The 25,339-nt window shown below is 60.1% G+C and carries 23 protein-coding genes and 4 pseudogenes; 13 read left to right on the top strand and 14 right to left on the bottom strand.

Annotated features, from left to right (window positions below; all coding sequences use genetic code 11):
• Positions 1 to 10: 10 nt before the first annotated feature.
• Positions 11 to 817 carry a transporter substrate-binding domain-containing protein gene (locus ACAD63_RS09185; protein ID WP_135707000.1) on the bottom strand — a complete coding sequence of 269 codons (807 nt, stop codon included), beginning with the start codon at positions 815 to 817 and terminating at the stop codon, positions 11 to 13.
• An 11-nt stretch (positions 818 to 828) separates the two neighbouring features.
• Positions 829 to 1,593, bottom strand: coding sequence for a GntR family transcriptional regulator (locus ACAD63_RS09180; RefSeq protein ID WP_434033810.1), 765 nt, complete (start codon positions 1,591 to 1,593; stop codon positions 829 to 831).
• Between the two features lie 581 nt (positions 1,594 to 2,174).
• On the opposite strand from ACAD63_RS09180, the gene ACAD63_RS09175 reads away from it, so the two are divergent.
• Positions 2,175 to 2,705, top strand: coding sequence for a hypothetical protein (locus ACAD63_RS09175; RefSeq protein ID WP_434033809.1), 531 nt, complete (start codon positions 2,175 to 2,177; stop codon positions 2,703 to 2,705).
• Positions 2,706 to 3,076: 371 nt separating this feature from the next.
• Here the strand turns inward: ACAD63_RS09175 and ACAD63_RS09170 are convergent.
• The 10 genes and pseudogenes from ACAD63_RS09170 to ACAD63_RS09125 form a co-directional block, all read right to left on the bottom strand.
• Positions 3,077 to 3,163, bottom strand: a pseudogene (locus tag ACAD63_RS09170) (DUF3141 domain-containing protein); the annotation flags it as partial.
• Positions 3,164 to 3,170: 7 nt separating this feature from the next.
• Positions 3,171 to 5,579 (bottom strand): heavy metal translocating P-type ATPase, encoded by a 2,409-nt coding sequence (locus ACAD63_RS09165; protein ID WP_434033808.1) that lies wholly within the window; start codon positions 5,577 to 5,579, stop codon positions 3,171 to 3,173.
• A gap of 41 nt (positions 5,580 to 5,620) precedes the next feature.
• Entirely contained in the window at positions 5,621 to 6,421 is an 801-nt protein-coding gene (gene ppk2 / locus ACAD63_RS09160; protein ID WP_434033807.1) for a polyphosphate kinase 2, read from the bottom strand.
• Positions 6,402 to 8,339: an ATP-dependent zinc metalloprotease FtsH gene (gene ftsH / locus ACAD63_RS09155; RefSeq protein ID WP_135706996.1), complete on the bottom strand. Its 1,938-nt coding sequence runs from the start codon at positions 8,337 to 8,339 to the stop codon at positions 6,402 to 6,404. Before ftsH ends, ppk2 begins: the two co-directional genes overlap by 20 nt.
• Before the next feature lie 119 nt (positions 8,340 to 8,458).
• Positions 8,459 to 8,725, bottom strand: a complete 267-nt coding sequence (locus ACAD63_RS09150; protein ID WP_133092849.1) for a DUF5676 family membrane protein — start codon at positions 8,723 to 8,725, stop codon at positions 8,459 to 8,461.
• Between the two features lie 36 nt (positions 8,726 to 8,761).
• Positions 8,762 to 8,935, bottom strand: a pseudogene (locus ACAD63_RS09145) (methyltransferase family protein); the annotation flags it as partial.
• Positions 8,936 to 8,999: 64 nt separating this feature from the next.
• Positions 9,000 to 9,260 carry a DUF2933 domain-containing protein gene (locus tag ACAD63_RS09140; RefSeq protein ID WP_135706995.1) on the bottom strand — a complete coding sequence of 87 codons (261 nt, stop codon included), beginning with the start codon at positions 9,258 to 9,260 and terminating at the stop codon, positions 9,000 to 9,002.
• 55 nt (positions 9,261 to 9,315) lie between these two features.
• Positions 9,316 to 9,537 carry a hypothetical protein gene (locus ACAD63_RS09135; RefSeq protein ID WP_135706994.1) on the bottom strand — a complete coding sequence of 74 codons (222 nt, stop codon included), beginning with the start codon at positions 9,535 to 9,537 and terminating at the stop codon, positions 9,316 to 9,318.
• Positions 9,534 to 11,867: a heavy metal translocating P-type ATPase gene (locus ACAD63_RS09130; RefSeq protein WP_434033806.1), complete on the bottom strand. Its 2,334-nt coding sequence runs from the start codon at positions 11,865 to 11,867 to the stop codon at positions 9,534 to 9,536. Before ACAD63_RS09130 ends, ACAD63_RS09135 begins: the two co-directional genes overlap by 4 nt.
• Before the next feature lie 338 nt (positions 11,868 to 12,205).
• Positions 12,206 to 12,483: pseudogene (locus ACAD63_RS09125) on the bottom strand (methionine adenosyltransferase); the annotation flags it as partial.
• 264 nt (positions 12,484 to 12,747) lie between these two features.
• Between ACAD63_RS09125 and ACAD63_RS09120 the strand changes: the two are divergent.
• The 7 genes from ACAD63_RS09120 to ACAD63_RS09090 all read left to right on the top strand — a co-directional run bounded on the left by ACAD63_RS09120 (position 12,748) and on the right by ACAD63_RS09090 (position 19,070).
• Positions 12,748 to 13,338, top strand: a complete 591-nt coding sequence (locus ACAD63_RS09120; protein ID WP_434033973.1) for a LemA family protein — start codon at positions 12,748 to 12,750, stop codon at positions 13,336 to 13,338.
• A complete protein-coding gene (locus tag ACAD63_RS09115; RefSeq protein WP_135706992.1) occupies positions 13,335 to 14,186 on the top strand; it encodes a TPM domain-containing protein in 852 nt (283 codons plus the stop codon). The genes ACAD63_RS09120 and ACAD63_RS09115 overlap by 4 nt, the downstream gene beginning before the upstream one ends.
• Positions 14,186 to 14,686, top strand: coding sequence for a TPM domain-containing protein (locus ACAD63_RS09110; RefSeq protein ID WP_135706991.1), 501 nt, complete (start codon positions 14,186 to 14,188; stop codon positions 14,684 to 14,686). The genes ACAD63_RS09115 and ACAD63_RS09110 overlap by 1 nt, the downstream gene beginning before the upstream one ends.
• Positions 14,687 to 14,726: 40 nt before the next feature.
• Entirely contained in the window at positions 14,727 to 16,019 is a 1,293-nt protein-coding gene (locus ACAD63_RS09105) for an MgtC/SapB family protein (RefSeq protein WP_135706990.1), read from the top strand.
• Positions 16,020 to 16,230: 211 nt separating this feature from the next.
• A complete protein-coding gene (locus tag ACAD63_RS09100; RefSeq protein WP_434033805.1) occupies positions 16,231 to 16,563 on the top strand; it encodes a hypothetical protein in 333 nt (110 codons plus the stop codon).
• 503 nt (positions 16,564 to 17,066) lie between these two features.
• Positions 17,067 to 17,642: a hypothetical protein gene (locus tag ACAD63_RS09095; protein ID WP_133092842.1), complete on the top strand. Its 576-nt coding sequence runs from the start codon at positions 17,067 to 17,069 to the stop codon at positions 17,640 to 17,642.
• Between the two features lie 186 nt (positions 17,643 to 17,828).
• Positions 17,829 to 19,070: a hypothetical protein gene (locus ACAD63_RS09090; RefSeq protein WP_434033804.1), complete on the top strand. Its 1,242-nt coding sequence runs from the start codon at positions 17,829 to 17,831 to the stop codon at positions 19,068 to 19,070.
• Positions 19,071 to 19,468: 398 nt separating this feature from the next.
• Here the strand turns inward: ACAD63_RS09090 and ACAD63_RS09085 are convergent, their stop codons facing one another.
• On the bottom strand, positions 19,469 to 19,906 hold the full coding sequence (locus ACAD63_RS09085; RefSeq protein ID WP_133092840.1) for a hypothetical protein: 438 nt from the start codon (positions 19,904 to 19,906) through the stop codon (positions 19,469 to 19,471).
• Positions 19,907 to 20,399: 493 nt separating this feature from the next.
• Here ACAD63_RS09085 and ACAD63_RS09080 point away from each other — a divergent pair, with 493 nt between their 5' ends.
• On the top strand, positions 20,400 to 20,837 hold the full coding sequence (locus ACAD63_RS09080) for a universal stress protein (protein WP_434033803.1): 438 nt from the start codon (positions 20,400 to 20,402) through the stop codon (positions 20,835 to 20,837).
• Here the strand turns inward: ACAD63_RS09080 and ACAD63_RS09075 are convergent.
• Positions 20,835 to 20,963: pseudogene (locus ACAD63_RS09075) on the bottom strand (alcohol dehydrogenase); the annotation flags it as partial. The gene ACAD63_RS09080 and the pseudogene ACAD63_RS09075 overlap by 3 nt on opposite strands.
• A 255-nt stretch (positions 20,964 to 21,218) precedes the next feature.
• Between ACAD63_RS09075 and ACAD63_RS09070 the strand changes: the two are divergent.
• The 4 genes from ACAD63_RS09070 to ACAD63_RS09055 all read left to right on the top strand — a co-directional run bounded on the left by ACAD63_RS09070 (position 21,219) and on the right by ACAD63_RS09055 (position 25,334).
• The gene (locus ACAD63_RS09070) at positions 21,219 to 22,055 is read left to right on the top strand and encodes a universal stress protein (RefSeq protein ID WP_133092838.1); all 837 of its coding nucleotides are present in this window, start codon (positions 21,219 to 21,221) and stop codon (positions 22,053 to 22,055) included.
• Between the two features lie 43 nt (positions 22,056 to 22,098).
• The gene (locus ACAD63_RS09065) at positions 22,099 to 23,457 is read left to right on the top strand and encodes an MBL fold metallo-hydrolase RNA specificity domain-containing protein (RefSeq protein ID WP_135706987.1); all 1,359 of its coding nucleotides are present in this window, start codon (positions 22,099 to 22,101) and stop codon (positions 23,455 to 23,457) included.
• A gap of 40 nt (positions 23,458 to 23,497) precedes the next feature.
• A complete protein-coding gene (locus ACAD63_RS09060; protein ID WP_133092836.1) occupies positions 23,498 to 24,358 on the top strand; it encodes a universal stress protein in 861 nt (286 codons plus the stop codon).
• A gap of 328 nt (positions 24,359 to 24,686) precedes the next feature.
• Positions 24,687 to 25,334: a response regulator gene (locus tag ACAD63_RS09055; RefSeq protein ID WP_133092835.1), complete on the top strand. Its 648-nt coding sequence runs from the start codon at positions 24,687 to 24,689 to the stop codon at positions 25,332 to 25,334.
• The last annotated feature ends 5 nt before the right edge of the window (positions 25,335 to 25,339 follow it).

Here is a 25,339-nt window from a genome sequence, read left to right as displayed (position 1 = left end):
GCGGTGCGTATCAGAGCTGCGCCGGCAGCGGACGCAGCAGCCACTTGATCGACAGCGTGTTCAGTGAGCCGTCCTTCTTGGCTTCGGCCAGGATGGCGTTGACCTTGTCCTGCAGCGCCTTCTCACCCTTGTTCATTCCGATGAAGCACGGCGAATTCTTGATCAGGAACTTGGTTTCGGGCGCCTTGGGCGGATGCTTGGCGATCAGCGTCGAGGCCACCACGTTGCCGGTGGCAATCAGTTGCACCTGCCCCGACAGAAAGGCCGAGATCGTGGCGTTGTTGTCTTCATAGCGCTTGATGTTCGCGCTGGCCGGAGCGATCTTGCTCAGTTCCAGGTCTTCCACGGCACCGCGCGTGACGCCAACAGTCTTGCCCGCCAGATCGGCCGCGCTTTTTACGGCAAGATCCGCCGGCCCGAACACGCCATTGAAGAACGGCGCATAGGCATCGGAGAAGTCGAGCACCTTTTCGCGCTCGGGATTCTTGCCCATGCTCGAGATCACCAGGTCTACCTTGCGCGTCTGCAGATACGGCACTCGGTTGGTGCTGGTCACTGGTACCAACTGCAGCTTTACACCCATCTTTTTGGCCATCAGCGCTGCCACGTCGATATCGAGGCCCTGAGGAGCCATATCGGCCCCTACCGAGCCAAACGGCGGGAAATCCTGTGGCACGGCCACGCGCAGTACGCCGGCCTTGGTGACATCGGCGAGTGTGTCGGCCTGCGCCGGCAGCACGGCCGCATATAAGCCGGCCAGCAGTGCACACATCAGGCCGCGGCGGGACAACTTGGATTTGGACAGGGCATGGAACATCGCGTGTTTCCTCAGGTTCGGGATGGGAATGGTTGATCCGCGAAAATCTCCGCGGCGGGTGATGCGGAATGCGGAACGCGTGCCGGACTTACCGGTGCCAGCGCCTGGCGAAGGTGTGAGAGCGGGTCGGCGGGGCCAACGGCATCAAGACTCGTATGCACCGCGCTAAGGTGTTCGGCCATCAGGCGCGCGGCTAACACGCCATCGCCTTCCGCAAGCGCGTTGACGATACCTTCGTGCTGGCCGCACGAGCGACCAGCATCGGCTGCGGACTGATTTCGACTAGCGACCAGTGTCGTGCGCGCGGTCAGGTCGCGCAGCGTATCCACTAACAGGCCATACCCCAATGATGCGCACAGGCAAACGTGAAAATCGCCCAGCAGGAAACTGCGCATGCTGGCGTCGTCGCCTTGGAGCGCGGCCTTTTCGCGTGCGATATGAACTTTGAGCGAATGAATGGCCTGCGCATGCGCCGGCCGATCCGGGCTGACTTCACGTAGCAACCCGGTTTCGATAATGCGGCGGGCGTCGAACGCTGAGCGGATGTCGTCAGTGCCGGGTTCCACCAGAAACCAGCCGCGTCGCGCGCTGACGGTTACCATGCCCCGCGCCGCCAGCCGCGACAATGCTTCACGCACCAGCGTGCGGCTCACGCCGAACAATGTGGCAAGTTCCTGCTCGCCCAGGCGGGAGCCGGGGAGCAGCTTCTGGCCAAGCATTGCCTCGGTGATGCGATTGGCGATGTCAGCAGGGGAGTTTTCGGTCGTTGCGTTCACGGCAACCACATGAGCAAGTGGTATGCCATACTTGTATGCAAGATTTGTCGCCAAAAATGGGCGGGAACGCTAGTCGAAAGTGGCAACTGCGCTGAGCGACTCCCCGAAACGGGGCATGTCGCGCTGCGATGGTGCGCGATGCGGGGCTTAATGAGGCTGCTCGCGTCTTGATTGTTGAGGTACATGGTTCGTGCGAGCCATGCACAGCTGTGTAAGACCGATCACATTGCCCAAAGGCTTTGATTTCTCGACGATGACAAGACGCTGATGACAGCGATGCCCGACTGATTGCTGCATCATGCCCACGCCGTGCAAATTTGCAGGCGAGAACTAGCAGCCGAACTGCTGTAGGCCGGGGGGCAATTTTACTTTGGCGATTCTTGGGAAAGTGGGTCACTTTTAAGCCGGCGTTGGCCATTTGGATGACCCTTTATGACTCCCGGGCTCGCTGGTTACTGGAGAGAAAGCCCGCACCCGGAGGTCGAAATTCGGGAGTTCTGTTGATTCTTATCAACTTGGTGGCATACACGCGGCATATGGTCCATATTAGATTGCCTTCCTTAGATATGAGGAGCCTTCCCATGGTCCACCTTCGCCACGTTCCCATACTCTTGGCATCCGCCACCCTCGTGTGGGCGCCTGTCGCCTTCTCGGCTTCACCGTCGACGGAGGCTCAGCATGAGCAGCACCACCCTGCGGACCCGCCTAAGAAAGCGGCACCAGCAGTTGCACCGCCTGTAGCGCCCCAAGCCAAGGGAAATACTGACCTCGACGCTCAGATTGCACATTTGCGCGCAATCCGTGAGCGGCTGTCGCGGGCCAAATCACCAGAAGAGGTCCAGGCACTGATGGCCGAACGCAACAAGGTTATGCAAGACGCCGCGGCCATTATGCACAAGGACATGATGGGAATGGGAATGGCCGGCGCAGGCGGGATGCCTGCGCCCAAGGGTAAGGGCAGCGCAGCGCCTGCCCAAATGCAGATGTGTCAGGACATGATGGGCCAGCACATGGCCTTCTTGCAGGAAATGATGCAGATGATGATGGACAACAAAGGCATGATGGGCGGCGGCATGGGGTCTGGGATGGGCCCTGGCATGATGAGCAAGTAACTTGCTGCCACTCCACCGCCTTGCCAATCAACTTGCAGTGGGCCTCATGCTCCACCCGAAGCTGCGCGCGACATTCGGTGTACATTCCCCTCTGATGGCTGGCGCCAGTAGCTCGCTGAAGCTCGTTGAGATGCGCGGATTGGCTTGCTTTGTAGCCGCCATGGCGATGCTTACGGCCTGTTCGAAAGAACGCCACATGTTGTCTGCTGTGCCTTCTTCCCGAGCGGTCCTGACGTCGTTGGCAATGCCTGCTACGAGTGATAGCCATGGCTGGAATCGCTCGGACCAGGCGTAAACGTCGCAATGCCTCTATCGCCTCTAGGCTTTGCAAGATGGCACGATGTTCGTGGCGCGCCACGCTCGCGGATACAGAGCGCCATGCCGACTTCGGAATCACGCTTGAAGCCTCCGATGCCAGGTCCGTGATCAGCTCGCGGGTCAATGACAATAACCCATGGCAGAAAGTCAGCCGGCAATGGGCGCGGCCACGCTGTCCGATACGGGCGGCGATGGGGCGCGTATGCCGGGTAGCTTCGTGCGCTTGAGTAACAGAGCGTTAATTGCCACCAAGGCGGAGCTACCCGACATGGATAGCGCTGCAATCTCAGGACTTAAGGTGAAGGGGTAGAGCAGACCGGCTGCCAAGGGGAACGCCACCAGGTTGTAGGCTACCGCCCACCAGAGATTCTGGTGCATCTTTCGCAGGGTGGCACGCGACAACTCAATTGCCCCCACCACGTCAAACGGGTCACTCTTCATCAGCACAATGTCAGCGCTTTCCATCGCCACATCCGTGCCGGCGCCAATGGCAAAGCCTACGTCCGCCTGCGTCAGCGCAGGCGCGTCGTTGATGCCGTCGCCTACCATGCCAACCTTATTGCCTTGTGCCTGCAGTTCTTTGACCTTTTCGGCTTTTTGCCCAGGCAACACGTCTGCGAGGACCAGCTCGATTCCCAGGCCTACAGCGATACGTTCCGCCGTGGCCTTGTTGTCCCCGGTCAGCATCGCCACCTGCACGCCTCGCTCTCGCAGCTTCTTGACTGCCGCTGCCGAAGTCGGTCGGGGGGCGTCGGCGATGGCAATCAGGCCAATCAGTTTGCCACCGTGTGCAACATGAATGACCGTTCGCCCCGCGCCTTGCATCATGTCGGCCTTCTCCGTCAGGCCGGTCATATCCACGCGTTGTGATGCCATCAGCTTGCGATTACCAAGCAGCGCCGGCCTCCCGTCGACATCCGCTTGGGCTCCCATACCGTCGATATTTGTAAAGCCGGTGGCGCTTGGCCTCGTCAATGCCCCAGCGCGTTTGAGGATGGCTTGGGCCAGTGGGTGTTCTGAAGCCTGCTCGACGGCGGCGGCAAGACCAAGCATCGCGTCTTCGCTCACGCCCTGCGGAGCGAAAATCTCCACGACTTCAGGTTCCCCCATGGTCAGGGTGCCCGTCTTGTCGAACACGACGACATTCAACTTGGTGGCTTCCTCCAAAGCCGAAGCGTTCTTGAACAAAATCCCGTTCATCGCGCCGAGGCCTGTACCAACCATCACCGCCATCGGAGTCGCGAGTCCAAGCGCATCGGGACAGGCAATCACGAAGACGGTAATGGTGAGCGTCAAGGCGAACAGCAGGGGCTGGCCCAACCACCAATACCAACTGACGAATGTGAGGATGCCAATCCCCAGGGCGGCAAGCACCAACCACTGGGATGCGCGGTCCGCCAGCAATTGCGCTGGCGCTTTCGAGTTCTGAGCCTCTTGCACCAGCTTGACGATCTGCGCCAGTGCGCTGTCACTTCCAACCTTGGTCGCCCGATAGTGAAAGCTGCCACTCTTGTTGATTGTCGCGCCGATGATACTGTCTCCCGGCCCCTTCCTCACGGGAAGCGACTCGCCAGTCAGCATCGATTCGTCTACTTGGGAACTACCATCGGTGACCTCGCCATCAGCGGGAATCTTGTTGCCGGGACGGATGATGACGATGTCACCCAGCTTGACGTCGGCAGTTGGTATTTCCACCTCGCGGCCATCACGCAGTACCATCGCCTTGGGCGGAGCCAGGTTCATCAGCGAGCGAATCGCGTCTGACGCGCCAGCGCGAGCGCGCATCTCCAGCCAGTGTCCCAGCAGGATGAATACCAGCAACACGGCCGACGCCTCGTAAAACTGCTCTCCAGGAAAGAAGAAGGTTGCTCCGACGCTGAACAGATAGCCCGTACCGACAGAGAGGACAACCAGCGTGGCCATGTTGAGCGTGCCGTCCTGGAGGGCGCGCCACGCGGATACGAAGAAGGGCCAACTGGGATATAGGATGGCCGCGCTCGCTAACAAGAACAGCCACTGGTTCATGCCCAGACCGAACGGCGGAGCCGGCATGGGAATTTGCATTCCCATCGGCGCGTAGAGAAAGATGGGAATCGTGAACACCAGGCAAATCCAGAAGCGGTTTCGCATGTCGCGAACCATCGCCGCCATGTCCATGCCGGCGCCGTGTCCCATGTCATGGGCCATCTGGCCATGTGTCGCGTGGGCCTGCGCTTTCGCTGCGTGGGAATGGTCCTCGTGTCTGCCGAGCGCTGCCAGCCGGGCTGCTGTACTCGCTTGCCCGCTATCAACTCCGGTCGAAACTGCTGGTGGGTCTTCCGGGATGCAAATGTGCCGTGGCACCAGTTCGCCATGGCAATGATGGCCGCACTCATCCAGCCTTGCCTTGATTTCACTCAGGCTAGTTACAGCGTCGTCGTACTCGACAGTCGTGCTGCCCGAGACACAGTTGACCGCTGCCTTGACGACACCGGGCAATCTGGTGAGGCGCTTCTCCACCCCGTGAGCGCTAAGAACGGAAAGCAGGCCTCCAACTTCAATGATGCTGGTCTTCATCTCACCCATCCTCGCAGTTCGCAGGTCTTGCCGAGCTACCTTTACTTCGCAATCGCCCCGCTCAGCAGATGTTCCTCAGCATAAGGAAACACAACTTCCGGATTGGGGCGAATCAGCTCATCGTCCTTGTCCGCATAGTGCAGGCGCGTCAGCAAATCCTTGATGACGCTGAGGCGCGCGACCCGCTTGTCGTCGGCGCGTACCACATTCCATGGCACGATGTCGCTGGTCCGAGCAAAAATCTCGTTGCGAGCCTTGCTGTACTTCTTCCAAAGTGACACCGCCTGCTCGTCAATGGGGCTGACTTTCCACTGCTTTAGCGGGTCTCGGCGGCGCTCTTCGATGCGCTTTTTCTGTTCGCCCTTGCTGATGTCCAGGTAGTACTTGATAAGACGAATCCCTGAGCGCACAAGCATCCCTTCGAACTCTGGGACGCTTGCCATGAACTCCTCAACCTCGGCGTCGGTGCAGAAGCCCATCACGCGTTCCACGCCCGCTCGGTTGTACCAACTCCGATTGAAAAGCGTGAACTCGCCGGCGGCCGGGAGTTCGGCCGTATAGCGCCGGAAGTACCATGAGCCTCGGTCACGGTCAGAAGGCTTTCCAAGCGCGACGACGCGGGTTTCACGCGGGCTGAGATGTTCGACAATGCGCTTGATGGTGCCGTCCTTCCCAGCGGCGTCCCTGCCTTCAAATATCACCAGAATCCGGTCGCTGCAGGAAATGAAGTGCTTCTGTAGCTTGACCAGTTCGATTTGAAGCAGGTGGAGATTCTCCTCATAGTCCTCATGGGAGATGGCGCTTACCTCGGACGTAACGCTCCTACTTGCCTTCATTTTCATGGTTCACCTTCCGCGAATCGTGCCCATCGGGCTTGGCTGGGTGGGGCTTCCCAGGCGTGAGCGGGGTAACTTTCTCGGAGAGGAGCAGCTCCAGGGCAGGTCGGTCGACAACCTCCTGTTCGAGCAGCAGCTTTGCCAGCGCGTCCAGCTTGTGCCGGTGTGCCAGCAGTGTCTGCTTCACCCGCTGGCTTGCGTCACCCAGAATCTTCCGGACTTCCGCGTCAATGATTTGCGCGGTATTCTCGCTGTATTCCTTGCGTTCCCGAGGCATCAGTCCTGCCCCATTAAGGAGTGGGTTCGGCAAGTCCTCGTACGTGGCAAGACCGAGCTGCTCGCTCATGCCGAACTGCGTAATCATCCGGCGAGCCATGTCTGTTGCGCGTTGCAGGTCATTCTGTGCGCCTGTCGAAACGTCGCCGAAGACAAGTTGCTCGGCCATGCGCCCGCCGAGCAGCACATCGAGCCGCTCAAGCAGTTCACTCTGCTTTAGCAGATAGCGGTCCTCTGTGGGTGTCTGCTGGGTATAGCCGAGCGCGGCCACGCCACGTGGAATGATGGAAACCTTCGATACCCGGTCGGCACGGGGCCGCAACTCCGCCACGATGGCGTGACCTGCCTCGTGGTAGGCGATGGTTTCCTTTTCCTGCGCATTCATCACGCGATTCTTTTTTTCCAGGCCGCCAATGATGCGGTCTAACGCCTCGTCGAAGTCGGCCATGTCGACCGCGTCCTTGCCCTTGCGTGCCGCCAGCAGGGCGGCCTCATTGACGAGATTGGCAAGGTCAGCTCCCGCGAATCCCGGGGTTCTGGCAGCTAGCTTGGTCAGCTCCACCCCCGGTGCCAGCGTGACATTTTTGCTATGCACCTTCAGGATTTGCTCCCGGCCCTTCAGGTCCGGGCGGTCCAGAGCGATGTGACGGTCAAATCGGCCCGGGCGAAGGAGCGCCGGGTCGAGAATCTCCGGGCGATTGGTCGCAGCCATGATGATGACGCCTTTGTTGGTATCAAAGCCGTCCATCTGGACCAGCAACTGATTCAGTGTCTGTTCGCGTTCGTCGTTTCCGGACATCGCGTTGAGCGCACGGGTCTTGCCGAGCGCATCGAGTTCGTCAATAAAGATGATGCAAGGCGCCTTAGTCTCGGCCTGGTTGAAGAGGTCGCGAACGCGCGCAGCCCCAACACCTACAAACATCTCAACGAACTCCGAGCCACTCATGCTGAAGAATGGAACGCCAGCCTCGCCAGCGACAGCCTTCGCCAGCAGCGTCTTGCCAGTTCCCGGCGCACCGAGTAGCAACACGCCTTTGGGAATCTTGCCGCCCAGGCGCCGGTAGCGCTGCGGGTCCTTCAGGAAGTTGACGATTTCGGCGAGCTCTTCCTTAGCCTCGTCGATGCCGGCGACGTCAGCAAACGTCACGCCGGTTTCTTTTTGCATGTAGACCTTGGCCTTGCTCTTGCCAATCTCCATCATGCCGCTGGCGGCTCCGCCTACCCGCTTGATGAGGAAGCTCCAGACGGCAAAGAAGAGCAATGCAGGGACCACCCAGGACAGCAGCATCCCAATCCATTTGTTATCGGCCTGCCCGACAAAGCGAACTTTTGCAGTTTCGAGCTCTTGCACCAGAACGGGGTCGTTGACGCGGACTGTCGAGAAGGCGTGGTCTCCTTTCCCCTGCTGCAGCATCTCGTCGACCTGTTGCTTGGGAAGCAGACTCTCAACGCCATCGGTGTTAAGCGTTCCCGTGATGATGCCTTCCCCGAGGGTGACGTTCTTGAGCTTGCCGGCCTTCAATAGGACCTTGAAGTCACTGTACGGCAGCGTTTGGACGTGAGAAGGAGTGAAGAAGCTCTGAAGGACGAGTATCGCCGTGACCGCCGCGAGTATGTACCAAAGGGAAAATTGTTGACGCGGTTCCATGAGGGCCTTTCAACATGTCGGGTAAGAGCAAGAAGAATCGGCGGTCGCTTCTGTTTGCAGCCGGCCGCCGGTTGGGACGTGGTGCTAGACCTTGCAGTCATAGAGCCTGCGTCCCAGGGTCATTTCTCTCCGCGTAGGCTGTTGTGCAACCATGCAAAGAATGCACCGGCAGCAAAGAACCACACTGCAAACACAAAGGCCGGGTAGATGACGGACCACCAGGACAACTGTTCGCCAGTCTGCAGGCGTCGGAAATCGAGTCCGTGAAAGAGCACGTTCATGAAGTTCATGAAAGACTCAGGGAGTGCCAGCCAGACCAACGTGCATAAGGCATAGAACAGCACGACTGTCGCAGATAGCGTCACACCAGTTTTGAAGGGTTTCATGGCAGCCTCCACGTGTGGGGAAGAAAACGACTGCATTCAACGAGGGCGAGTCCGGGGGGCATCGCCTCCCGGGATATGCGGGATGAACGCTGGCGTTTTTCGGCGGTATTCCTCATATTCCTGCCCGAATTCCGCCAGTGCGTCCTGCTCCTCTGCCTTAGCAAGGCGAACGTACATCCAGGCCAGGATGGGGAACATCACCAACGTGAGAAAGACCGCCGAGTCAATAACACCAGCGACCAAAGGCCGTAGCCGCTTTGCGCGTTGTGCTCCATCATCGCTCTCCCTTTTTGCCTGTGTCACTGGAGTCCTCGTGCCCTCCGTGACCGTGGCCATGGCCGTGATGCATGAAGAGATGCATCAACGGACATGCCGCCAGGAGCAGGAACGGCAGGAACTGAATGACGTGGGCCCGGTGCTCCGTCCAGAGGAAGTAGCCAATCACCAACAGAAAGCCAATCGTGACAAGCTTGGAGCGGGAAATCTTTCGCTCTGGATCCTCCGGGTGCTCGTGACTCCTGTGGTCGTGATTCATACCGTCCTCCAACGAAGAAAAGCCCCGGATTGTCTCTTAGCAGTAGCCGTGGACATCAATGACTGCCTCGGGCCTTACGCTCACGCTCCACGGCCTGCTGAATATCGCGCTCGCACTGACGGGAAAGCCGCCAGCTAACCCACACCACGACGATTGGGCAGGAAAGCAAAAGGATTGCGAGCAGAACGGTGAGTATTGAAATGCCAAACCGATACAAAACAGCAAAGGCTAGCAGCGTCGCAATGACGGCGCATACCCATGCGACGGCGTGCTTCATGCTGCCTCCGTACTGGCCTGGCCGAGCCTCACACGCTTAAGCAGCGCGGAGTTGGCCACGACGCTCAATGAGGACAGCGCCATGGCTGCCGCCGCAATAATGGGGTTCAACAGTCCGAAGGCTGCGACCGGGATGCCAATAGTGTTGTAGATGAACGCCCAGAAGAGGTTCTGCTTAATTTTGCGCATCGTGGCGCGCGACAGTTGGATGGACGCCACGACGTCACGAACGTCGTCGCGAATGAGGATGATGCTTCCCGTCTCCTTGGCGACGTCCGAGCCAGAGCCGATTGCAATGCCGATGTCGGCTGCCGCAAGGGCGGGGGCGTCGTTCACACCGTCACCTACCATCGCCACGACTTCGCCCTGTTTCTGCAGTGTCTGAATGGTCTCGACCTTGTCTTCCGGCATGACTTCGGCAATCACGTGGTCGATGCCAACCTGCCGGCCAATGGCCTCCGCCGTCCGACGGTTGTCTCCACTTAGCAGCACGACCTTGGTGTTGCGAGCCTTCAGGGCTGCGACAGCCTCGGCTGCCTCAGGCTTCACCGTGTCGGCCACTGCGACTACACCAAGCAGCGTATTACCGGCACCGACCAGCATGGCGGTCTTCCCGTCTGCCTCGAGCCTTTGAAGCACCGACTCAGCGTTACCAGTTGGAATTCCCTGGCTCCCAAACAGACGCCGATTCCCGAGCCAGGCCTGTTGGCCTTCGACTTGTCCCCGAATGCCCATGCCAGACAGGGCAGTAATGGCGGTGGCCTTGGGAATGGCAAGGCCGCGATGTTCTGCCGCACGCACGATGGCTTCGCCCAGAGGATGCTCAGACCCACTTTCGACGGCTGCCGCAAGGGTCAACAGGGTTGATTCCTCGTGATTCGAGAACGAGATGACATCGGTGACGGTCGGCTCTCCGCGCGTAATCGTACCGGTCTTGTCAAAGACCACCGCCGTCAGCTTCTCGGCGCGCTCCAGCACTTCACCACCGCGTATCAGGATGCCGTTGTCGGCCCCCTTGCCCACGCCAACCATCAGTGCGGCAGGCGTCGCCACACCGAGTGCGCATGGGCAAGAGATAATCAGGACGGCCACAAACGCAAGCAGCCCGTGCGGGAAATGGCCCGCCACGGTCCACCCCACCAGGGCCAGCAGGGCAATGGACACAACCGCCGGCACGAAGTAGCCGGTGACCTGGTCGGTCAGCCGTTGAATCTGCGCGGTGCTGGCCTGGGCGTCCTCGACCATCTTGATAATCTGTGCGAGCGCGGTATCGGCTCCGATTTTCGTGGCTTGGAGAGTGAAGGCGCCGCTGCGGTTGAGCGTGCCGCCAATGACTGCGGCGCCAGGCTTTTTCTCCACAGGCATCGACTCGCCGGTCAGCATGGACTCATCGACGCTGGACTCGCCCTCAACGACCTTGCCGTCCGTCGGAATCTTTTCACCCGGGCGTACGATGACCGCTTCGCCCACCATGATGCTCTCCGCCGGAATTTCCACTTCTTTCCCATCACGCAGTACATGCGCGACGGCGGGACGTAAGTCGAGCAGGCGTCGAACGGCGGCGGAGGACTTCTTCTTGATGATTTCCTCCATGTACTTGCCCAGCAGCACGAAGGCGATAATCACCGCCGAGACTTCAAAATAGACATCCCGCTCTGCGACCTTCACCGGCAGCCAGGAGGGGAAGAACAGCACCACTACGCTATAGAAATACGCCACGGACGTCCCTAGGGCAATGAGGAAGTCCATGTTGATATTGCGTGTTCTGATGGCGTTCCACGCACCCTTGTAGAAGCTCCAGCCGCCAATGAACTGCACGGGCGTGACGAGCAGGAACAGCCACATCCCCCATGTGAGCCAGGGCAAGCCCGGAATGGGCGCCCAGGTGAGCAAGGTCGCGCCTGCCGCCAACGCCAGGAAGGCACCTGCCCGCAGCACCGCCAGCGCGAGGACACCCGTAAGGGCAATCGTCACGCGCGTCTTCATGGCTTTCAGTTCGCTCTCTGGCGACTCGAAAGTCCGCAGACAGCTTTCGCTGCAGAAATAGTACTTGCGATTGCCGCGTTCGGTGGACAGGGCTGTGGCCTTGTCGACCATCATCCCGCAGATGGGGTCCTTTGCGAGTTGCTTGGCACCGCCGGTGCCGGGTGGGATGGTGGCCGTGGCGGGCGGCGAAATGCTAGCGCCCGCCGGGGTATCCTCGGCTGACGGCGGAGGAATGTATTGGGCCGGGTTGGCGAGGAACGCCTGGTGGCAGCGGCGGGAGCAGAACCAATAGCGCTTGTGGTCGGCCTCCACACTAGCGGCCGCTTCCCCGGGAGAAACTTCCATGCCACAAACAGGGTCGCGCACGTATTGCTGGCGAGCAGCTTCCAGGCGACTTGTCGGTTGGGGCGCGCGCCCACCCGTAACGGTGGATTCTTCTCCAACTGTAGGGGTTGTAGGGGTAGCGGACCTGGTCGACATGCCATCCTCCTGGGGGCGATTGGCGGCTGCAAGGCAGGATTTGCCTTAATAGTCTCGTCCTTCGGGGAACTTGCTTATTGATGTCAATCAAGGAATGCGAATTGCCCGCGCCTTCGCGAACGATGGCGATGCTCGAAAATGGTGCCTTAGTGTATGGATACCGGCAGGCGAGAAGGCCTTAGATCACAGGAATCGTCCCTGTCGCCAACTCCTAGCAATCGAATCGGTCGCAGTAGCTGTCCGCCACCGAATTTCGGCGCACTCATGCCGCCAACGAGGAGTGCCTTGTCGAGTTGAAGTGTTGGATAGCGCCGTACGCCTCAAGGTACGCGCGGCACAGGGCCTGGGCCGCAGCCTCGACGGCGCCGTCGCAAAGGCTGTCTGGGTGTCCGATGCCTTTGTGCTCGCACATCTCGGTCTGTTCAATCCACCACGAAGGTGTAGTTGAGACGGAAATCGCAATGTTCTCGGCCGCCGGCATAACCTACCCCAATAGGCACCAGATAGAGTCATTTTATGTAGCCGGACCAAGTGCGCGGACGCGCGGTCGGCCCACTGCTAGTCGCTGTTGAGGCAAATCAAGCAATCGGTCTGCCGCACAACCTAGGATGAGTGATGAAAACCCCATTTTCGATAGGGCAGGCTGTATCCTGCACGCTCACGGTTCGAATTGTTGGCTCGGCAGGCGACGGCAGCGAAAGAACGGAGGTGTCTCGTGCGCAAGATAGGGTTGGTACTGGCGGCAATGCTCCTGATTGGTCTGGCAGGCTGCGGCTACAACACAATTCAGTCGCAGGATGAACAGGTCAAGGCAAGCTGGTCGGAGGTTGTGAACCAGTACCAACGCCGGGCCGACTTAGTGCCGAATCTGGTGAACACCGTGAAAGGCTACGCCAGCCATGAGCGCGAGGTCCTGACAGCGGTGACAGAGGCCCGAGCACGCGTTGGCACCATCCAGGTCACGCCCGAGACCCTGAACGACTCGAAGGCATTCGCCCAATTCCAGGCCGCGCAGCGGCAGTTGTCGGGGACCTTGTCCAGGCTTTTGGCAGTTTCCGAGAACTATCCGCAATTGAAGGCCGACGCTGGCTTCAGGGATTTGCAGTCCCAACTCGAGGGTACCGAGAATCGGATTGCCGTCGCGCGAAACCGGTATATCCAGTCCGTTCAAGCGTACAACGTGACCGTGCGTTCGTTGCCTTCAAATCTGACGGCAATGGTTTTGGGCTACAAGGAGAAGCCCAACTTCACGGTGGCAAACGAAACGGCGATAGCCAAGCCACCACAAGTTGGCTTTGGTGCGGGTCCTGCCAGTGCCCCTGGAGGTGTCAAGTGAAATGGCTTTTGGCTGCCAAAGGCCTGTTCCTGGTCTTTCTGGCTTGTGTGTCTCTGGGCGCGGCGGCGGAAGTTGCCATTCCCGGCCTGACGGCGCGGGTGACCGACCTGACCGGCGCGCTGACAAGCGAACAACGGGCGGCCCTCGAACAAAGGCTGCAAGCCTTCGAGAGCGAGACGGGAAGTCAGATAGGGGTGCTGATGGTCCCCACCACGCAACCCGAGGACATTGCACAATACTCCATTCGCGTGGTCGAGCAATGGAAGCTCGGGCGGAAGGGAACGGATGACGGAGCACTGCTCATCATCGCCAAGGATGACCGGACAGTCCGCATCGAGGTTGGCTATGGCCTGGAAGGCGTACTCACCGACGCCATGAGCAAGCGCATCATCAGCGATGACATCGTTCCCCGCTTCAAGCAGGGGGACTTCTATGGCGGCGTCACGGCTGGCGTCGAGCGCATCATTAGTGTTATCAACGGCGAGCCGTTGCCACCACCGAGGCGAACAAGAGGCGAGCGCGGCGATGGCTCGGTGCGGCAGTTTCTGCCAGTCATCCTGGTGCTGACGCTCGTGGTGGGCGGAGTGCTGCGCTCCCTCCTGGGCCGAGGTCCAGGCGCCGTTGCCACCGGAGGCGTGGTCGGCATTATCGGATGGGTACTGTCCGGAGCAATCGCTGTCGGCGTACTTGCTGGCGCAATCGCGCTCTTCTTTACGATGTTTGGTGGCTCCCACATGGGCTTGCGGGGTATCGGCGGTCGTGGCGGCTTTGGAGGCGGCTCTGGACGAGGTGGATTTGGTGGCGGCGGTGGTGGCTTTGGCGGCGGCGGCGCCTCGGGGAAATGGTAATGGCGAATCTCCAGCCCATGGCGCGACATCTGCTGATGACGCACTGGCGAGTCAGGCGAACCTTCCCGCGCGAAACCCTACTCGCAATCGAGCAGGCCATTGCGACCGGTGAGTCTACGCATATTGGTCAGCTTCGATTCGCTGTAGAGGGAGCGCTGAGCCTTGCAGCGCTAAGCAAGGGTCTCACGGCACGTGAGCGTGCCATCGAGGTCTTTTCGCAACTGCATGTTTGGGATACGGAACACAACAATGGCGTCTTGATTTACCTGTTGCTGGCAGACCGCAGCGTTGAGATTGTTGCTGACCGTGGAATCCATGGGCGGGTGCGGCAAGGAGAGTGGGACACCATTTGCCGAGAGATGGAGGACGCCTTTCGCCGGAATGAATTCCGGCTGGGAGTGCTTCGAGGCATAACGGCCGTTGGAACCCTTCTGGCAACACACTTTCCTGCTGGTGTTGGCGGCACGGACGAATTACTCAATACGCCAGTAATTCTGTAGGTCGCGATAGTCCGCTCGAAGTTCTCAGAGGAGAACAGACTTGACGCCACTCGGAATACCCCACGAGGCCAAGGGCTTGGCGGCAGCACTGACGGTCGGTCTTCTGATTGGCTTGGAGCGTGGATGGCATGAGCGCGACCTGCCAGAAGGAGGGCGTGTCGCGGGCCTGCGCACATTTGCCTTGACGGGGCTCTTGGGCGGAGTCCTTGGCAACCTGTTTCCGGAATTTGGCGCGTGGCCGTTGCTCGGGGGACTATTGGGCATTTCGATGCTGCTCGCGGTGTCGTATACACATATCGCCAAATCGTCCGGCAACCTTAGCGCAACGAGTGCTGTGGCGATGTTGTTGACGTTAGTGCTAGGCGCCTACGCAGCACGCGGTTCCATCGCTCTGTCTCTTGGGGCAGCCGTGATTGCGGCGGTGCTCTTGGATATGAAGCCGACATTGCATGGCTGGCTTCGTTTGATTGAGCATCGCGAATTAACGGCGGCGCTGCAACTTCTGGTGCTCTCCGTCGTCATTCTGCCTAATCTCCCGAGCATCGGGCTGGGGCCCTACAAGGCATTGAACCCGTTCCAACTATGGTGGGCGGTGATACTGATTGCCAGCCTGTCCATGGTCGGACATGTGGCGATGCGCCTCACTGGCTCACAGCGGGGCATTCTATTGACCGGCTTGCTGGGCGGCCTTGCGTCTTCGACAGCGGCAACATTAACGCTGGCACGCTTTGCGAGACAGCAACCTTCACTGGAGCGTGCATGCGCGGCCGGGGCCGTCGGGGCATGCGGTGTGATGTTCTTTCGGATGGTTGTCCTGCTCGGCGTTATCCAGCCCACGCTTCTCGTCACGTTTGGCGCCGCCCTTGTTGTAACAGGCATCGTCCTGCTCGGGATTAGCTTGTTGCTCTGGCGGCGCCTACCTGGAACCACCTCGGACGACGTCGAAATTGCTCCCATGGCGCCATTCGACCTGGGTTCAGCGCTCGGATTCGGGGTCTTCCTAGCGGTCATGGCAATCCTGGTTCCTGCTGCCAAGGATTGGTGGGGCGCAGCTGGCATCTATGCCGTCTCGGTGGTGTCAGGCCTGGCAGACGTTGATGCCATCGTGATTTCTCTGGCGAGAATCCACGTCGCTGGCGGACTGGGAACCGGTACGGTTGTTGTTGCCATGAGCGCGGCCGTCTTGGCGAACTTGGTCACCAAGGCGTTGATTGCCTGGGTTACAGGCGGCACCATCGTAGGCAAAACAGTGGGTAAAGCATACGCGGTAGCCATGGCAGTTGGCGCCGCGACACTGGCACTGACTATGCTGCCTCAAATCGGAGAAATCTGAGCCGTCCCCCAAGAAATCCGCAAACCATCTCGGGAAGGTACGAACTGTGGCTCACACGCAGACGTGTCGCTAGCGCACAGGGTTGCTTCGGCTGGCGGCTGCTAAGCTTCCCCGAGTAACCTAGCTAGAGTTTAAGGCTTCCCTGGACAATGTAGGCGGCTCCTTACACCAGACCGCCACAAAGGTTCGTGTCCAGGCCGAGAACACCGCTTTGCACGCGAACAAGCTGTTTATTCATGCTGAACACTGCCTGCTCCAGCGCGGCGATACGCCGCTCGGTGAACTCGAGCTCATAGGCCAGTCGGGCGCGCTCACCCGTCGCGGTAGGTTCCAGCGCTGCCGCCTGCGCCCCGCTTCAAGCTGGCCCACCTGGCTGGCCACCTGTTCCGCCCTGGCCGTCGCCTTAAGCAAGCGCGACGCGCGCTTCGGCCAGCGTGGCATCGCGGGCAGCGAGCCGTACACCTCGGTCAGTTCGGCGCGCAGCAGCGGCGCCGGGGCCGACGGCCTTGTCTGTGTCGGCGGGGGGCATGCGCCTCCCGCTTGAGGCGCGCCACCACGTCGAGTTGCACCGCGACCGCAGCCTGCCACAGGGCGCGCATCGACTCGGCGACTTCGCCGGGACGTCGGGATGCTGACTTTCTCATGGCCCGCGCTCAGCTTTTTTTGCACCGAAACCACGCGACGGAAGCACGCAGCGGTAAGCGGTGCCGCCGGCGGCACACGCGCTTGGGTTGATATGAATCAAGTGTTCAATTTGGTGCTGCCCTTGAATACAAGCAGGCATCGTCGCTGTGGAGATCCTTTCCATAAGACAAGAGATCATCAAGGAGGTGATCAATGGCTCCCGCTTTCAGATTGACCGTGGTCGCTCTAGCGTTCTGTGCTGCCCTACCTGTCGCCCTGGCACAGGGCCCCGGTCCGGCAGGCGGCACGGCGCCCGGTATGGGCCCAGGCCCGGGTACGGGTATGGGTCCCGCTGCGGGTGCGAGCGGGCCTTCTGTCATGCACATGGGACCGGGGGGGCGGCAGCATGGGCACTATGCTGGCATGGACATGCTGACTCCGGACGAACGCGCCGACTTTTGCAGGCGGATGCACGCCAGCCAGACGCCTGCGGAACGCCAACAGATCGGCACTCAGATGCGTGAGCTGATGCACGCCCGCGCGCAAGAACGCGGTGTGTCGCTGTCCGGCCACCACAGCGCGGTCATGGATTGCCAGCCACACGCAACGGCACCGGTCCGGGCCGCCCCCACGGCCAGTGGCACTGCGGCGAGCACGGACGGCGTACCACCGGTCCGCCGTGCGGGCGATATCGACTACCAGACCGGCGGCGTCGGCGTGGACGAGGTGGCGGCGATGAGGCGCACCGCCTCGGAATTCAATCTGAGGCTGACCTTTACTGGACATGCGGGCGAGGCTTTGGCCGGCGTGAACACGAGCATACTCAGCGCTAAGGGGCAGGAAGTTTTCGCCGCCGTATCGGACGGGCCTCTTCTGTATGTGAAGATGCCCCCCGGCACATACCGGGTTGTTGTGACCGCCAACGGCGTCGAAAGGAAGGCTTCGGTGACGGTTCCCAAGCGTGGTGGGGTTACCCGTTCGTTCAACTGGCCATCGTAAGCACTGCCACGCCTGCGCGCGGAGTCCCAGCGTGACCACTGGTTGTGAGACAACCTCAAAGCCCACTGTTGTCTTCGATGCTGAGGGCGGGCGGGCTACAGCTACGTACCCATGACTCGGCACACTCCCACGGCGGGGAAGGCGCAACTAAGCAGTGTGCTGGGTCGAAATTTATGGTGAACTGATATGAGGATCATCTGGAACTTGGGACCCAAACGAGCGCATCTCGCCCCCGAATCCAGCGACGATGATTCGCAAAATCGGCGGAATTTTTCGCTGGTTCTGGGCGGCCCTCTTTATCAGCTTTTGCTGCGAGCCCATTTGTCCGACGATGCGTTGCTCCTCGTGCGTCAACGCATTGTGACCATTTCACTTTTTGCTTGGCTTCCGCTCCTTTTGCTTTCCGCCTTGGAAGGCAGCTTGTTGAGCAAGGACCTGACGGTTCCGTTCCTGACGGATATAGAGGTTCACCTCCGCTTTCTTGTGGCTGTGCCTTTGCTGATTGCCGCAGAACTCGTAGTGCATCAACGCCTCCGTGGTATCGCCCAGGCGTACCTGGATCGGAATCTGGTTCCCGAGGCCGCGATGGATCAGTTTAATGCCGCTATTAACGCGGCACTCCGGCTGCGCAATTCGGTGGTTGGCGAGGCGCTGTTGGTAGCGATCGTATATGGCGTCGGCGTCCTCGTCATCTGGCGTCACTACACTGCTCTCCAGGCGACAACATGGTATGCGACCGATGCCGACGGCCACTCCAAACTCTCACTGGCTGGCATCTGGTACGGATACGTAAGCTTGCCGATTTTCCAGTTCCTGCTAATTCGCTGGTATTTTCGCCTGTTCATCTGGATGCGGTTTCTGTGGCAGACATCGAGAATCAAGCTGAGTCTCATTCCGACACACCCGGATTGCGTTGGTGGCTTGGGTTTTCTTGCCAATACAGCTCATGCCTTCTCCCTTCTTTTGGCTGCGCACGGCGTAATGCTGGCCGCAAATCTCGCTAATCGCATTCTCTTTCTCGACGCCGCCTTGCCGGATTTCAAGATGGAAATTGGCGTGATGGTAATGTTTCTGCTGGCTGTCGTTTTCGGACCGCTGCTGGTATTTTCTCCTCAACTCGCCCAGGCCAAGCGGAGAGGCCTGAACGAATATGGAACGCTGGCGGAACGATATGTGCGCGAGTTCGATGCAAAATGGTTGCGCGGTGGCGTATCGGCCGACGAGCCCCTGGTTGGGAGCGGCGACATTCAGTCGCTTGCTGATCTCGGCAATAGTTTCGAAGTGGTGCGCGGCATGCGCCTTGCGCCCATCACGAGAGATGCCATCGTGCAACTTGCGGCGGCTGTACTGGTTCCGGTTGCGCCGTTGGCATTAACCATCATGCCCCTTGAGGATTTGCTGAAGCACTTATTCGGACTCCTGTTCTAGAGCTCCGGCCTCGCTTAGAGGATTCGATGATCGTCTTCAGCCTTCACTCGAGTGGGGGATGGGCCTCTACGTGAATGACGATTTTTGTCCGGGAGACTTCATCACGGTTAATGGGAAGCCCGTGCGTTCGTGCATCACTTCCATCTCGGAAGTCGAGGGAAAGAAGATTCGAACGATCGAAGGCCTCGGGCAGAGCAATATTACGTGGTGACATAAAACAATCAGATCTGCAGGCCACCCGTTTGCCTCGGAGGCAATTTCATCCGCGAAGTCTTCCTGAATTTCGTCCTGAGTAATAAGCGGGTCGAATATCTGACGCCGGAACGGTTGAGCCACTGGAGCACCGGAAAAGTGCGCTATCAACTCACGAGCCGAGTTATCTTGAGAGCTATCGTCATTCAAATTCCGTGCTCTGGGAAGGTGAATGTCATGCTGCGAGCCGCACGCCGGACGGTGATGAATTGCTTCTTAACGGTGTCTTGGTAGGCCATGGCAAGAAGATATTTGCCTGGTGGCATCTTCATGTAGAGAAGTGGACCTTCCGTTTCAAGTCGCAAAAGCCGCTCGTTTCTCTCGTTTAGGACCACGACCTTAACGTCTGAAAGCGAGGCGCCAGTCGACTCCTGTTGAAAGCGGATTCTCACGTTAAAGATTGGCGCCAGTTCCCGCATGCGGTCGACTTCTTCCGTCCCGATTCCCCCCGAAATATAGACAATTCCGGTTGACTCTCGCATGTCGGGAAGTTCCGGAAGAGTCAGGTTGTCCGCACTGGCCAAGTTCAGAACGGTTACAGGCAACGCCAGTAGCATCACCCTTCGAATCCAGCTCGCCGGCATGTTCTTCCTCCGATAAGTCCTTTTGCTGTCCATCCTCCAACCTTGGTCGTTGCGAGTCCAACCTTATGAAGCAAATGCCGAGGGATAGCCATTATGGCAGCGCGTTCTTGGCAAGAAGGACCTGGAAGGCGGAAAGAGCCTTGCCGTTGACTCGCGTCCATTGAACGATAGACGACATGTGCGATGACGGGTTGACACACCTCAAGCGCAACTGTTCATCGCAGAACGCGGTCACAAGAATAGGACGATGGGTTCGAGCGGCGGTAGCCTAGTCCAGCAATTGTGCGCCAGGAAATGCGTTCTATCGAGGTTGCCCGTCTACAGAAAGCTGACACTTCACCGGAAGCGACTTCGACACGCGCACTGGTCCAGGTCATATTCGAATCTTTAAACTCTTCGCATCATTGATGCAAATCAATCCGAAAGAACTCGTCATACATAGTCTTGCAATTATCCGGCCTCTGACAAGAACCCACTGCTAACGACGCATGCCATGACTAATGTCGTACTTCCCTGCGATGGATCTGATTACAGCGTCGCGGCAGCGAGAGCGCTCTTGGCCTCAGGACTTTTCCAGCGGCCGCTGAATGTGCACTTGGTGCACGTGCTTCCTGAGATCACAGGGCGACCAAGGGCCTACCTTACAAGGGAACAAATGGAACAATGGGCAAGCGCAGCAGCTCAGGATGCCTTTACCTCGATCTTGCCGTTGCTTCAGGCAGATCACTGCGCAGTGACCGAACACCATTGCATTGGCGAGCCGGCGAACGAGATTGTTGCCGTGGCTCGGAACTGCCGTGCCGATGTGATCGTGATGGGGACGCACGGACATGGCGCCTTCTTGTCGGCCGTTATGGGATCCATCGCAGTAAGAGTGGTGGCTGCGTCACACGTACCCGTCGTGCTCGTCCCTCGCCGTTCAAGCCTTTAAGCGCGGACCCTCCCAGAGAAGCGCGTATGGCATGGCCGGGATATCACTCATATGAATGCCGCCGCAAACCACAGTTCCGCCCTTATCGAGGCTGCGCCGCGCTCGCGGCACCAGCGCGGTCCCCGGCAAGCAGAAGGCAGCGATACATGGCTGTCTCCTTGGGGGAAGGGTTCCGATAGATTCCGGTACAACGCCTTGCACTAAGCGTAGACGCAGACAGTCGCACCAGATTGCGCTACCACAAGGGCAATGCGCAAGGTTCAGCGGTCCGTTTTCCAATTGAAGCCACGAGAGCGCTTTCGGCATCATTGATTTGAGTCAAGTCGATGCCCGTGGGCCTGCCTAAACTGCCCTTGAATCGCTGTTCAGAAGGAACCGATCATGGCCTGCGATAGCATCGTGGTACACGTGGACAATAGCCGGCAAGCAACGCAGCGGCTGGAACTGGCCGTGCGCCTCGCCGCGATCAATGCGTGTCCGTTGATCGGCCTGTACGTGGGCTTTGTCCCCGAACCGGCGTGGTTCTACCGGATGGAGAACGCGCAGCGTTATTTCGAAGAGGAGATGGCCAGGCGCGCGAAGATCCGCGAGGAGGTGCGAGGCCATTTCCTGGCCAGGACGCAGGGATTTCCCGTGCAGGCCGAATGGCGCTTGACGGAGCGCGATTCTGTGGCGTCGGCGTTACGCGAGGCGCGCGAGGCGGGGCTAGTCGTTGCCGGGCAGTATGACATCGATAACGCCGACGGCGTAGTCGGCAGGCAGTTGTTGGAGGCGCTGCTGCTGGAGAGCGGGCGACCTACACTCGTGGTGCCGTCAGCCGGCACATTCCACACGCTGGGCACCCGCGTGGTAGTCGCCTGGAACGGCAGCCGGGAAGCGACTCGCGCGCTACACGATGCGGTACCGTTGATCGCCGGCGCGCAGGCGCGTATCGTCTGCGCGCATACAGCAGCCAAGGAGACCAGGCTCGACGCGACGCCGGTCGCACATGCGGCCCGCGTCCTGGAGCGCCACGGCGTGGCTGTCGAGATTGAACATGGGCCCGGCGGCGCGGACATGACGATTGGCGAACTGCTCCTGACTCGTGCTTCCGACTTTGGTGCTGACCTGATCGTGATGGGCGCCTATGGGCATGGCCGGATGCGGGAACTGGTCCTCGGCGGCGTTACCCGGACGCTGCTCGAATCCATGACGGTGCCGGTCCTGTTCTCGCACTGAGCGAGCGTAGCGCCATCCCCGCAGCTTGCAAAGGACGTGACTTATGCACCTCCAGTTTCTCGGCGCGACCGACACCGTCACCGGGTCCAAGTATGTCCTCGACACCGGTCATCATCGCGTCATGGTTGATTGTGGCCTGTTCCAGGGGTACAAGACGCTACGGTTGCGTAACTGGGATCCGCTTCCCGTCGATCCTGCTACGCTTGATGCCGTCGTACTCACACACGCCCACATTGACCACAGTGGCTACCTGCCGCTGCTTGTTCGCAACGGCTTCCAGGGTAAGGTCTACTGCACCATGGGCACGGCGCAATTGTGCTGCATCCTGCTGCCAGACAGTGCGCATCTGGCAGAAGAGGATGCCGGCTACGCCAATCGCAAAGGCTATTCGCGCCACCACCCTGCAATGCCGCTATACACAGGCGCAGACGCCGCGCGCGCCTTGCGGCGGCTACAGCCAATTCCTTACGGCAAGCGATTTCCGGTGGTGCCCGGCGTAGAGGCAGAATTCAGCCGGGCGGGACATATCATCGGCTCGGCCATCGTCACGCTGCACGCGCAGGGCAAGCGCATCGTCTTTTCCGGCGACCTCGGGCGGCAGCACGATATTGTTATGCGCCCACCGGATGTCATCCGGCAGGCGGATATCCTCCTGGTGGAATCTACCTACGGCGATCGGATTCACCCGACTGCCGATCCGATCGATGTGCTGGGCGAGATCGTGAGCAGGACCATCGGGCGGGGTGGCAGCCTGATCATTCCCGCCTTCGCCGTTGGGCGCACCCAGAGTCTGCTCTATTGCCTGCACCGCTTGCAGGAGCAGAAGAGAATTCCGGATGTGCCGGTGTACCTCAACAGCCCCATGGCGATTGATGCGACCAGCATCTTTGCTCTGCATCCGGAAGAGCTTCACATCGATCGTGCCGAATGTGCCGCAGCCTGCAGTCTGGCGACGCCAGTGCAGAGCATGGAGCAATCGATCTGGCTGAACCAGGACCGCAGTCCCAAGATCATCCTTGCCGGCAGCGGCATGGCCACGGGCGGGCGCGTGGTCCACCACCTTGCGACCTACGGACCGGATGCGCGCAACACTATCCTCTTGTCTGGCTTCCAGGCCACCGGCACTCGCGGCGCGGCGCTGGCGGCAGGTCGGCGTGATATCCGCGTACACGGCAAGGATGTCGTCGTGCGGGCGGCAGTGGAGCAGGTGGAAAACCTGTCGGCACACGCCGACGCAGCGGAGCTGATGACCTGGCTCCGCGGTTTTGGACAAGCGCCCAGACAGACGTTCGTCGTGCATGGCGAGCCACAGGCCAGCGATGCGCTGCGGCAGCGAATTGAGCGAGAGTTGCACTGGGAAGTCACTATGCCCGAGTACCGTCAGGCGTATCAACTCAAGTGACCTCAACAGACGCGGTGCCTTCACTACCTGAGGCTACACCATGAATTTCAGAACGATCCTTGTCGACCTGACCGATGGCCCGGCGTGTGCGGCGCGCGTCGAGTGCGCGGCGCAGGTTGCCGCGGCATTCGCCGGCAGCGTGGTGGGCCTTACGGCAACCGGCACGCACCTGGAGCCGTTTCGCGGTGCGGGGGAAGAGGCTGGACGATATGACGCCCTTGCGCGGGGCAAGCTCCAGCACCTGGCTGCGAGGCACCATGAAGCGTTGCGGGAGTGGGTCGGGCGCGTCTCGCCGACGATTCCAACGCGGCATGTTGTCGTCGAGGCTGAAGCCGGCTGGGCGCTGGCTACGCATGGCCGCTTCGCCGATCTTATCTTGCCTGGTCCGCCTTCGGTACATACCGACGTTCCCGCTGGAATGCCAGGCGTTGCCGAGTATGTGATGCTCGAATCCGGGCGGCCCATCCTGCTACTGCCGGGTCTTGCCGGCCCTACCCTGGAAGGTCATGTTGCGATAGCGTGGAATGGGTCTCGGGCGGCGGCCCGGGTGGTCGCGGATGCAATGCCGTGGCTCACCCGTGCCGGCGCGGTGTCTGTCCTTGTAGTTGCGTCGGCGAGCGAAAGTCCCGAGCCGCAGGATCAGGAATCCCATGAGAGCGACGCGAGCCACGAGAGCGGCCAGCGCCTCGTGGCGTGGCTGGCAAGCCACGGCGTCGAGGCCGACCTGCACGTAGCGCATGGTGAGCCGGATGAGCTACTGCCGCGACTTGTCGGCGACGTGCAGGCCGGCCTGCTCGTTGCAGGCGGCTATGGCCACTCGCGGCTGCGCGAGCTCGTACTTGGAGGATCGACCCGCAGCCTCCTGCGCCAGACTGCCTTCCCGGTCTTCATGTCGCACTGAAGCCGAAACTCGAATCCGGCGGGCATTCGCATGTCGCACGAACTGCCAAATGTGGTCCAGCCCACAGCGTCGTGATGTACCGGCCGCTACCCTCTGTCCATGATGCTGTGATTCGCTCCGACAGCATGCGAGGGACATCCACTTTGCATCTTGCTATGTGGCGTTGACTGCATGTGTGTCACGATGGCTTTTGCCTTGCCGACGCAAAATCTATAGTCGATTTGGCACACACATTAACAGCCGGCAATGCCGCGACGGTGCGTCGATACATCGCTGCCGCGTCTGGCGCGGCCGCGTTTGCGCTGGCATTGCAGGCGGGAGACGACGTATGACACGCGTGATGATTGCGGACGACCACGCGGTGGTCCGCGACGGATTGCGGCATATTCTGGAACGTGCCGGCGCGTTCGAGGTTGTGGGCGAGGCCGCCGACGGCTCCCAGGTGCCGAAAATGGTAAGGGACTGTAGGCCGCAGGTGCTGTTGCTGGACCTGTCGATGCCGGGACGCAGCGGTCTTGAGCTCATCAGGCTGTTGCGCGCTGAAGAGCCGGCGCTGCGTATCCTGGTCTTGACCATGCACGCCGAGGAGCAATACATCGTGCGTGCCTTCCAGGCAGGCGCGGCAGGCTACCTGACCAAGGAGAGCGCCGCGACCGAATTGGTCGTGGCCATCGAGCAGGTCGCCCGCGGCGGCACTTACGTCAGCCAGGGCATGGCAGCCAAGCTGGCGAGTGGCATCAAGGACCAGACCGACGACCTGCCTCATCTTCGGCTATCGGACCGCGAACTGGAAGTGTATCGGCGGCTCGTGATGGGCGAGCCCATCACGGCCATTGCCTCGGCGCTGTGCGTCAGCGCGAAGACGGTCAGCACATACAAGATGCGCCTGATGGAGAAAATGCAGATGCCCAACGAGGCCATGCTGCTGCGCTACGCGATGCGGAACCATTTGTTCGATGAAGACGCGGATCTGTAGCAGGA

Origin of the sequence: Cupriavidus sp. a3, from assembly GCF_051015765.1 — a bacterium.
Classification (GTDB): domain Bacteria; phylum Pseudomonadota; class Gammaproteobacteria; order Burkholderiales; family Burkholderiaceae; genus Cupriavidus; species Cupriavidus oxalaticus_A.
Note: the sequence above shows the minus strand (reverse complement) of the source record. Positions and strands in the feature narration are given on the sequence as shown.

Bases quoted from the DNA above. Each gene is read 5' to 3' on its own strand.
- ACAD63_RS09185 (WP_135707000.1), bottom strand. From the start codon at position 817: ATGTTCCATGCCCTGTCCAAATCCAAGTTGTCCCGCCGCGGCCTGATG.
- ACAD63_RS09175 (WP_434033809.1), top strand. From the start codon at position 2,175: ATGGTCCACCTTCGCCACGTTCCCATACTCTTGGCATCCGCCACCCTC.
- ACAD63_RS09165 (WP_434033808.1), bottom strand. From the start codon at position 5,579: ATGAAGACCAGCATCATTGAAGTTGGAGGCCTGCTTTCCGTTCTTAGC.
- ppk2 (WP_434033807.1), bottom strand. From the start codon at position 6,421: ATGAAAATGAAGGCAAGTAGGAGCGTTACGTCCGAGGTAAGCGCCATC.
- ftsH (WP_135706996.1), bottom strand. From the start codon at position 8,339: ATGGAACCGCGTCAACAATTTTCCCTTTGGTACATACTCGCGGCGGTC.
- ACAD63_RS09150 (WP_133092849.1), bottom strand. From the start codon at position 8,725: ATGAAACCCTTCAAAACTGGTGTGACGCTATCTGCGACAGTCGTGCTG.
- ACAD63_RS09140 (WP_135706995.1), bottom strand. From the start codon at position 9,260: ATGAATCACGACCACAGGAGTCACGAGCACCCGGAGGATCCAGAGCGA.
- ACAD63_RS09135 (WP_135706994.1), bottom strand. From the start codon at position 9,537: ATGAAGCACGCCGTCGCATGGGTATGCGCCGTCATTGCGACGCTGCTA.
- ACAD63_RS09130 (WP_434033806.1), bottom strand. From the start codon at position 11,867: ATGGAAGTTTCTCCCGGGGAAGCGGCCGCTAGTGTGGAGGCCGACCAC.
- ACAD63_RS09120 (WP_434033973.1), top strand. From the start codon at position 12,748: ATGCTCCTGATTGGTCTGGCAGGCTGCGGCTACAACACAATTCAGTCG.
- ACAD63_RS09110 (WP_135706991.1), top strand. From the start codon at position 14,186: ATGGCGAATCTCCAGCCCATGGCGCGACATCTGCTGATGACGCACTGG.
- ACAD63_RS09095 (WP_133092842.1), top strand. From the start codon at position 17,067: ATGGACATGCTGACTCCGGACGAACGCGCCGACTTTTGCAGGCGGATG.
- ACAD63_RS09090 (WP_434033804.1), top strand. From the start codon at position 17,829: ATGAGGATCATCTGGAACTTGGGACCCAAACGAGCGCATCTCGCCCCC.
- ACAD63_RS09085 (WP_133092840.1), bottom strand. From the start codon at position 19,906: ATGCCGGCGAGCTGGATTCGAAGGGTGATGCTACTGGCGTTGCCTGTA.
- ACAD63_RS09080 (WP_434033803.1), top strand. From the start codon at position 20,400: ATGACTAATGTCGTACTTCCCTGCGATGGATCTGATTACAGCGTCGCG.
- ACAD63_RS09070 (WP_133092838.1), top strand. From the start codon at position 21,219: ATGGCCTGCGATAGCATCGTGGTACACGTGGACAATAGCCGGCAAGCA.
- ACAD63_RS09065 (WP_135706987.1), top strand. From the start codon at position 22,099: ATGCACCTCCAGTTTCTCGGCGCGACCGACACCGTCACCGGGTCCAAG.
- ACAD63_RS09060 (WP_133092836.1), top strand. From the start codon at position 23,498: ATGAATTTCAGAACGATCCTTGTCGACCTGACCGATGGCCCGGCGTGT.
- ACAD63_RS09055 (WP_133092835.1), top strand. From the start codon at position 24,687: ATGACACGCGTGATGATTGCGGACGACCACGCGGTGGTCCGCGACGGA.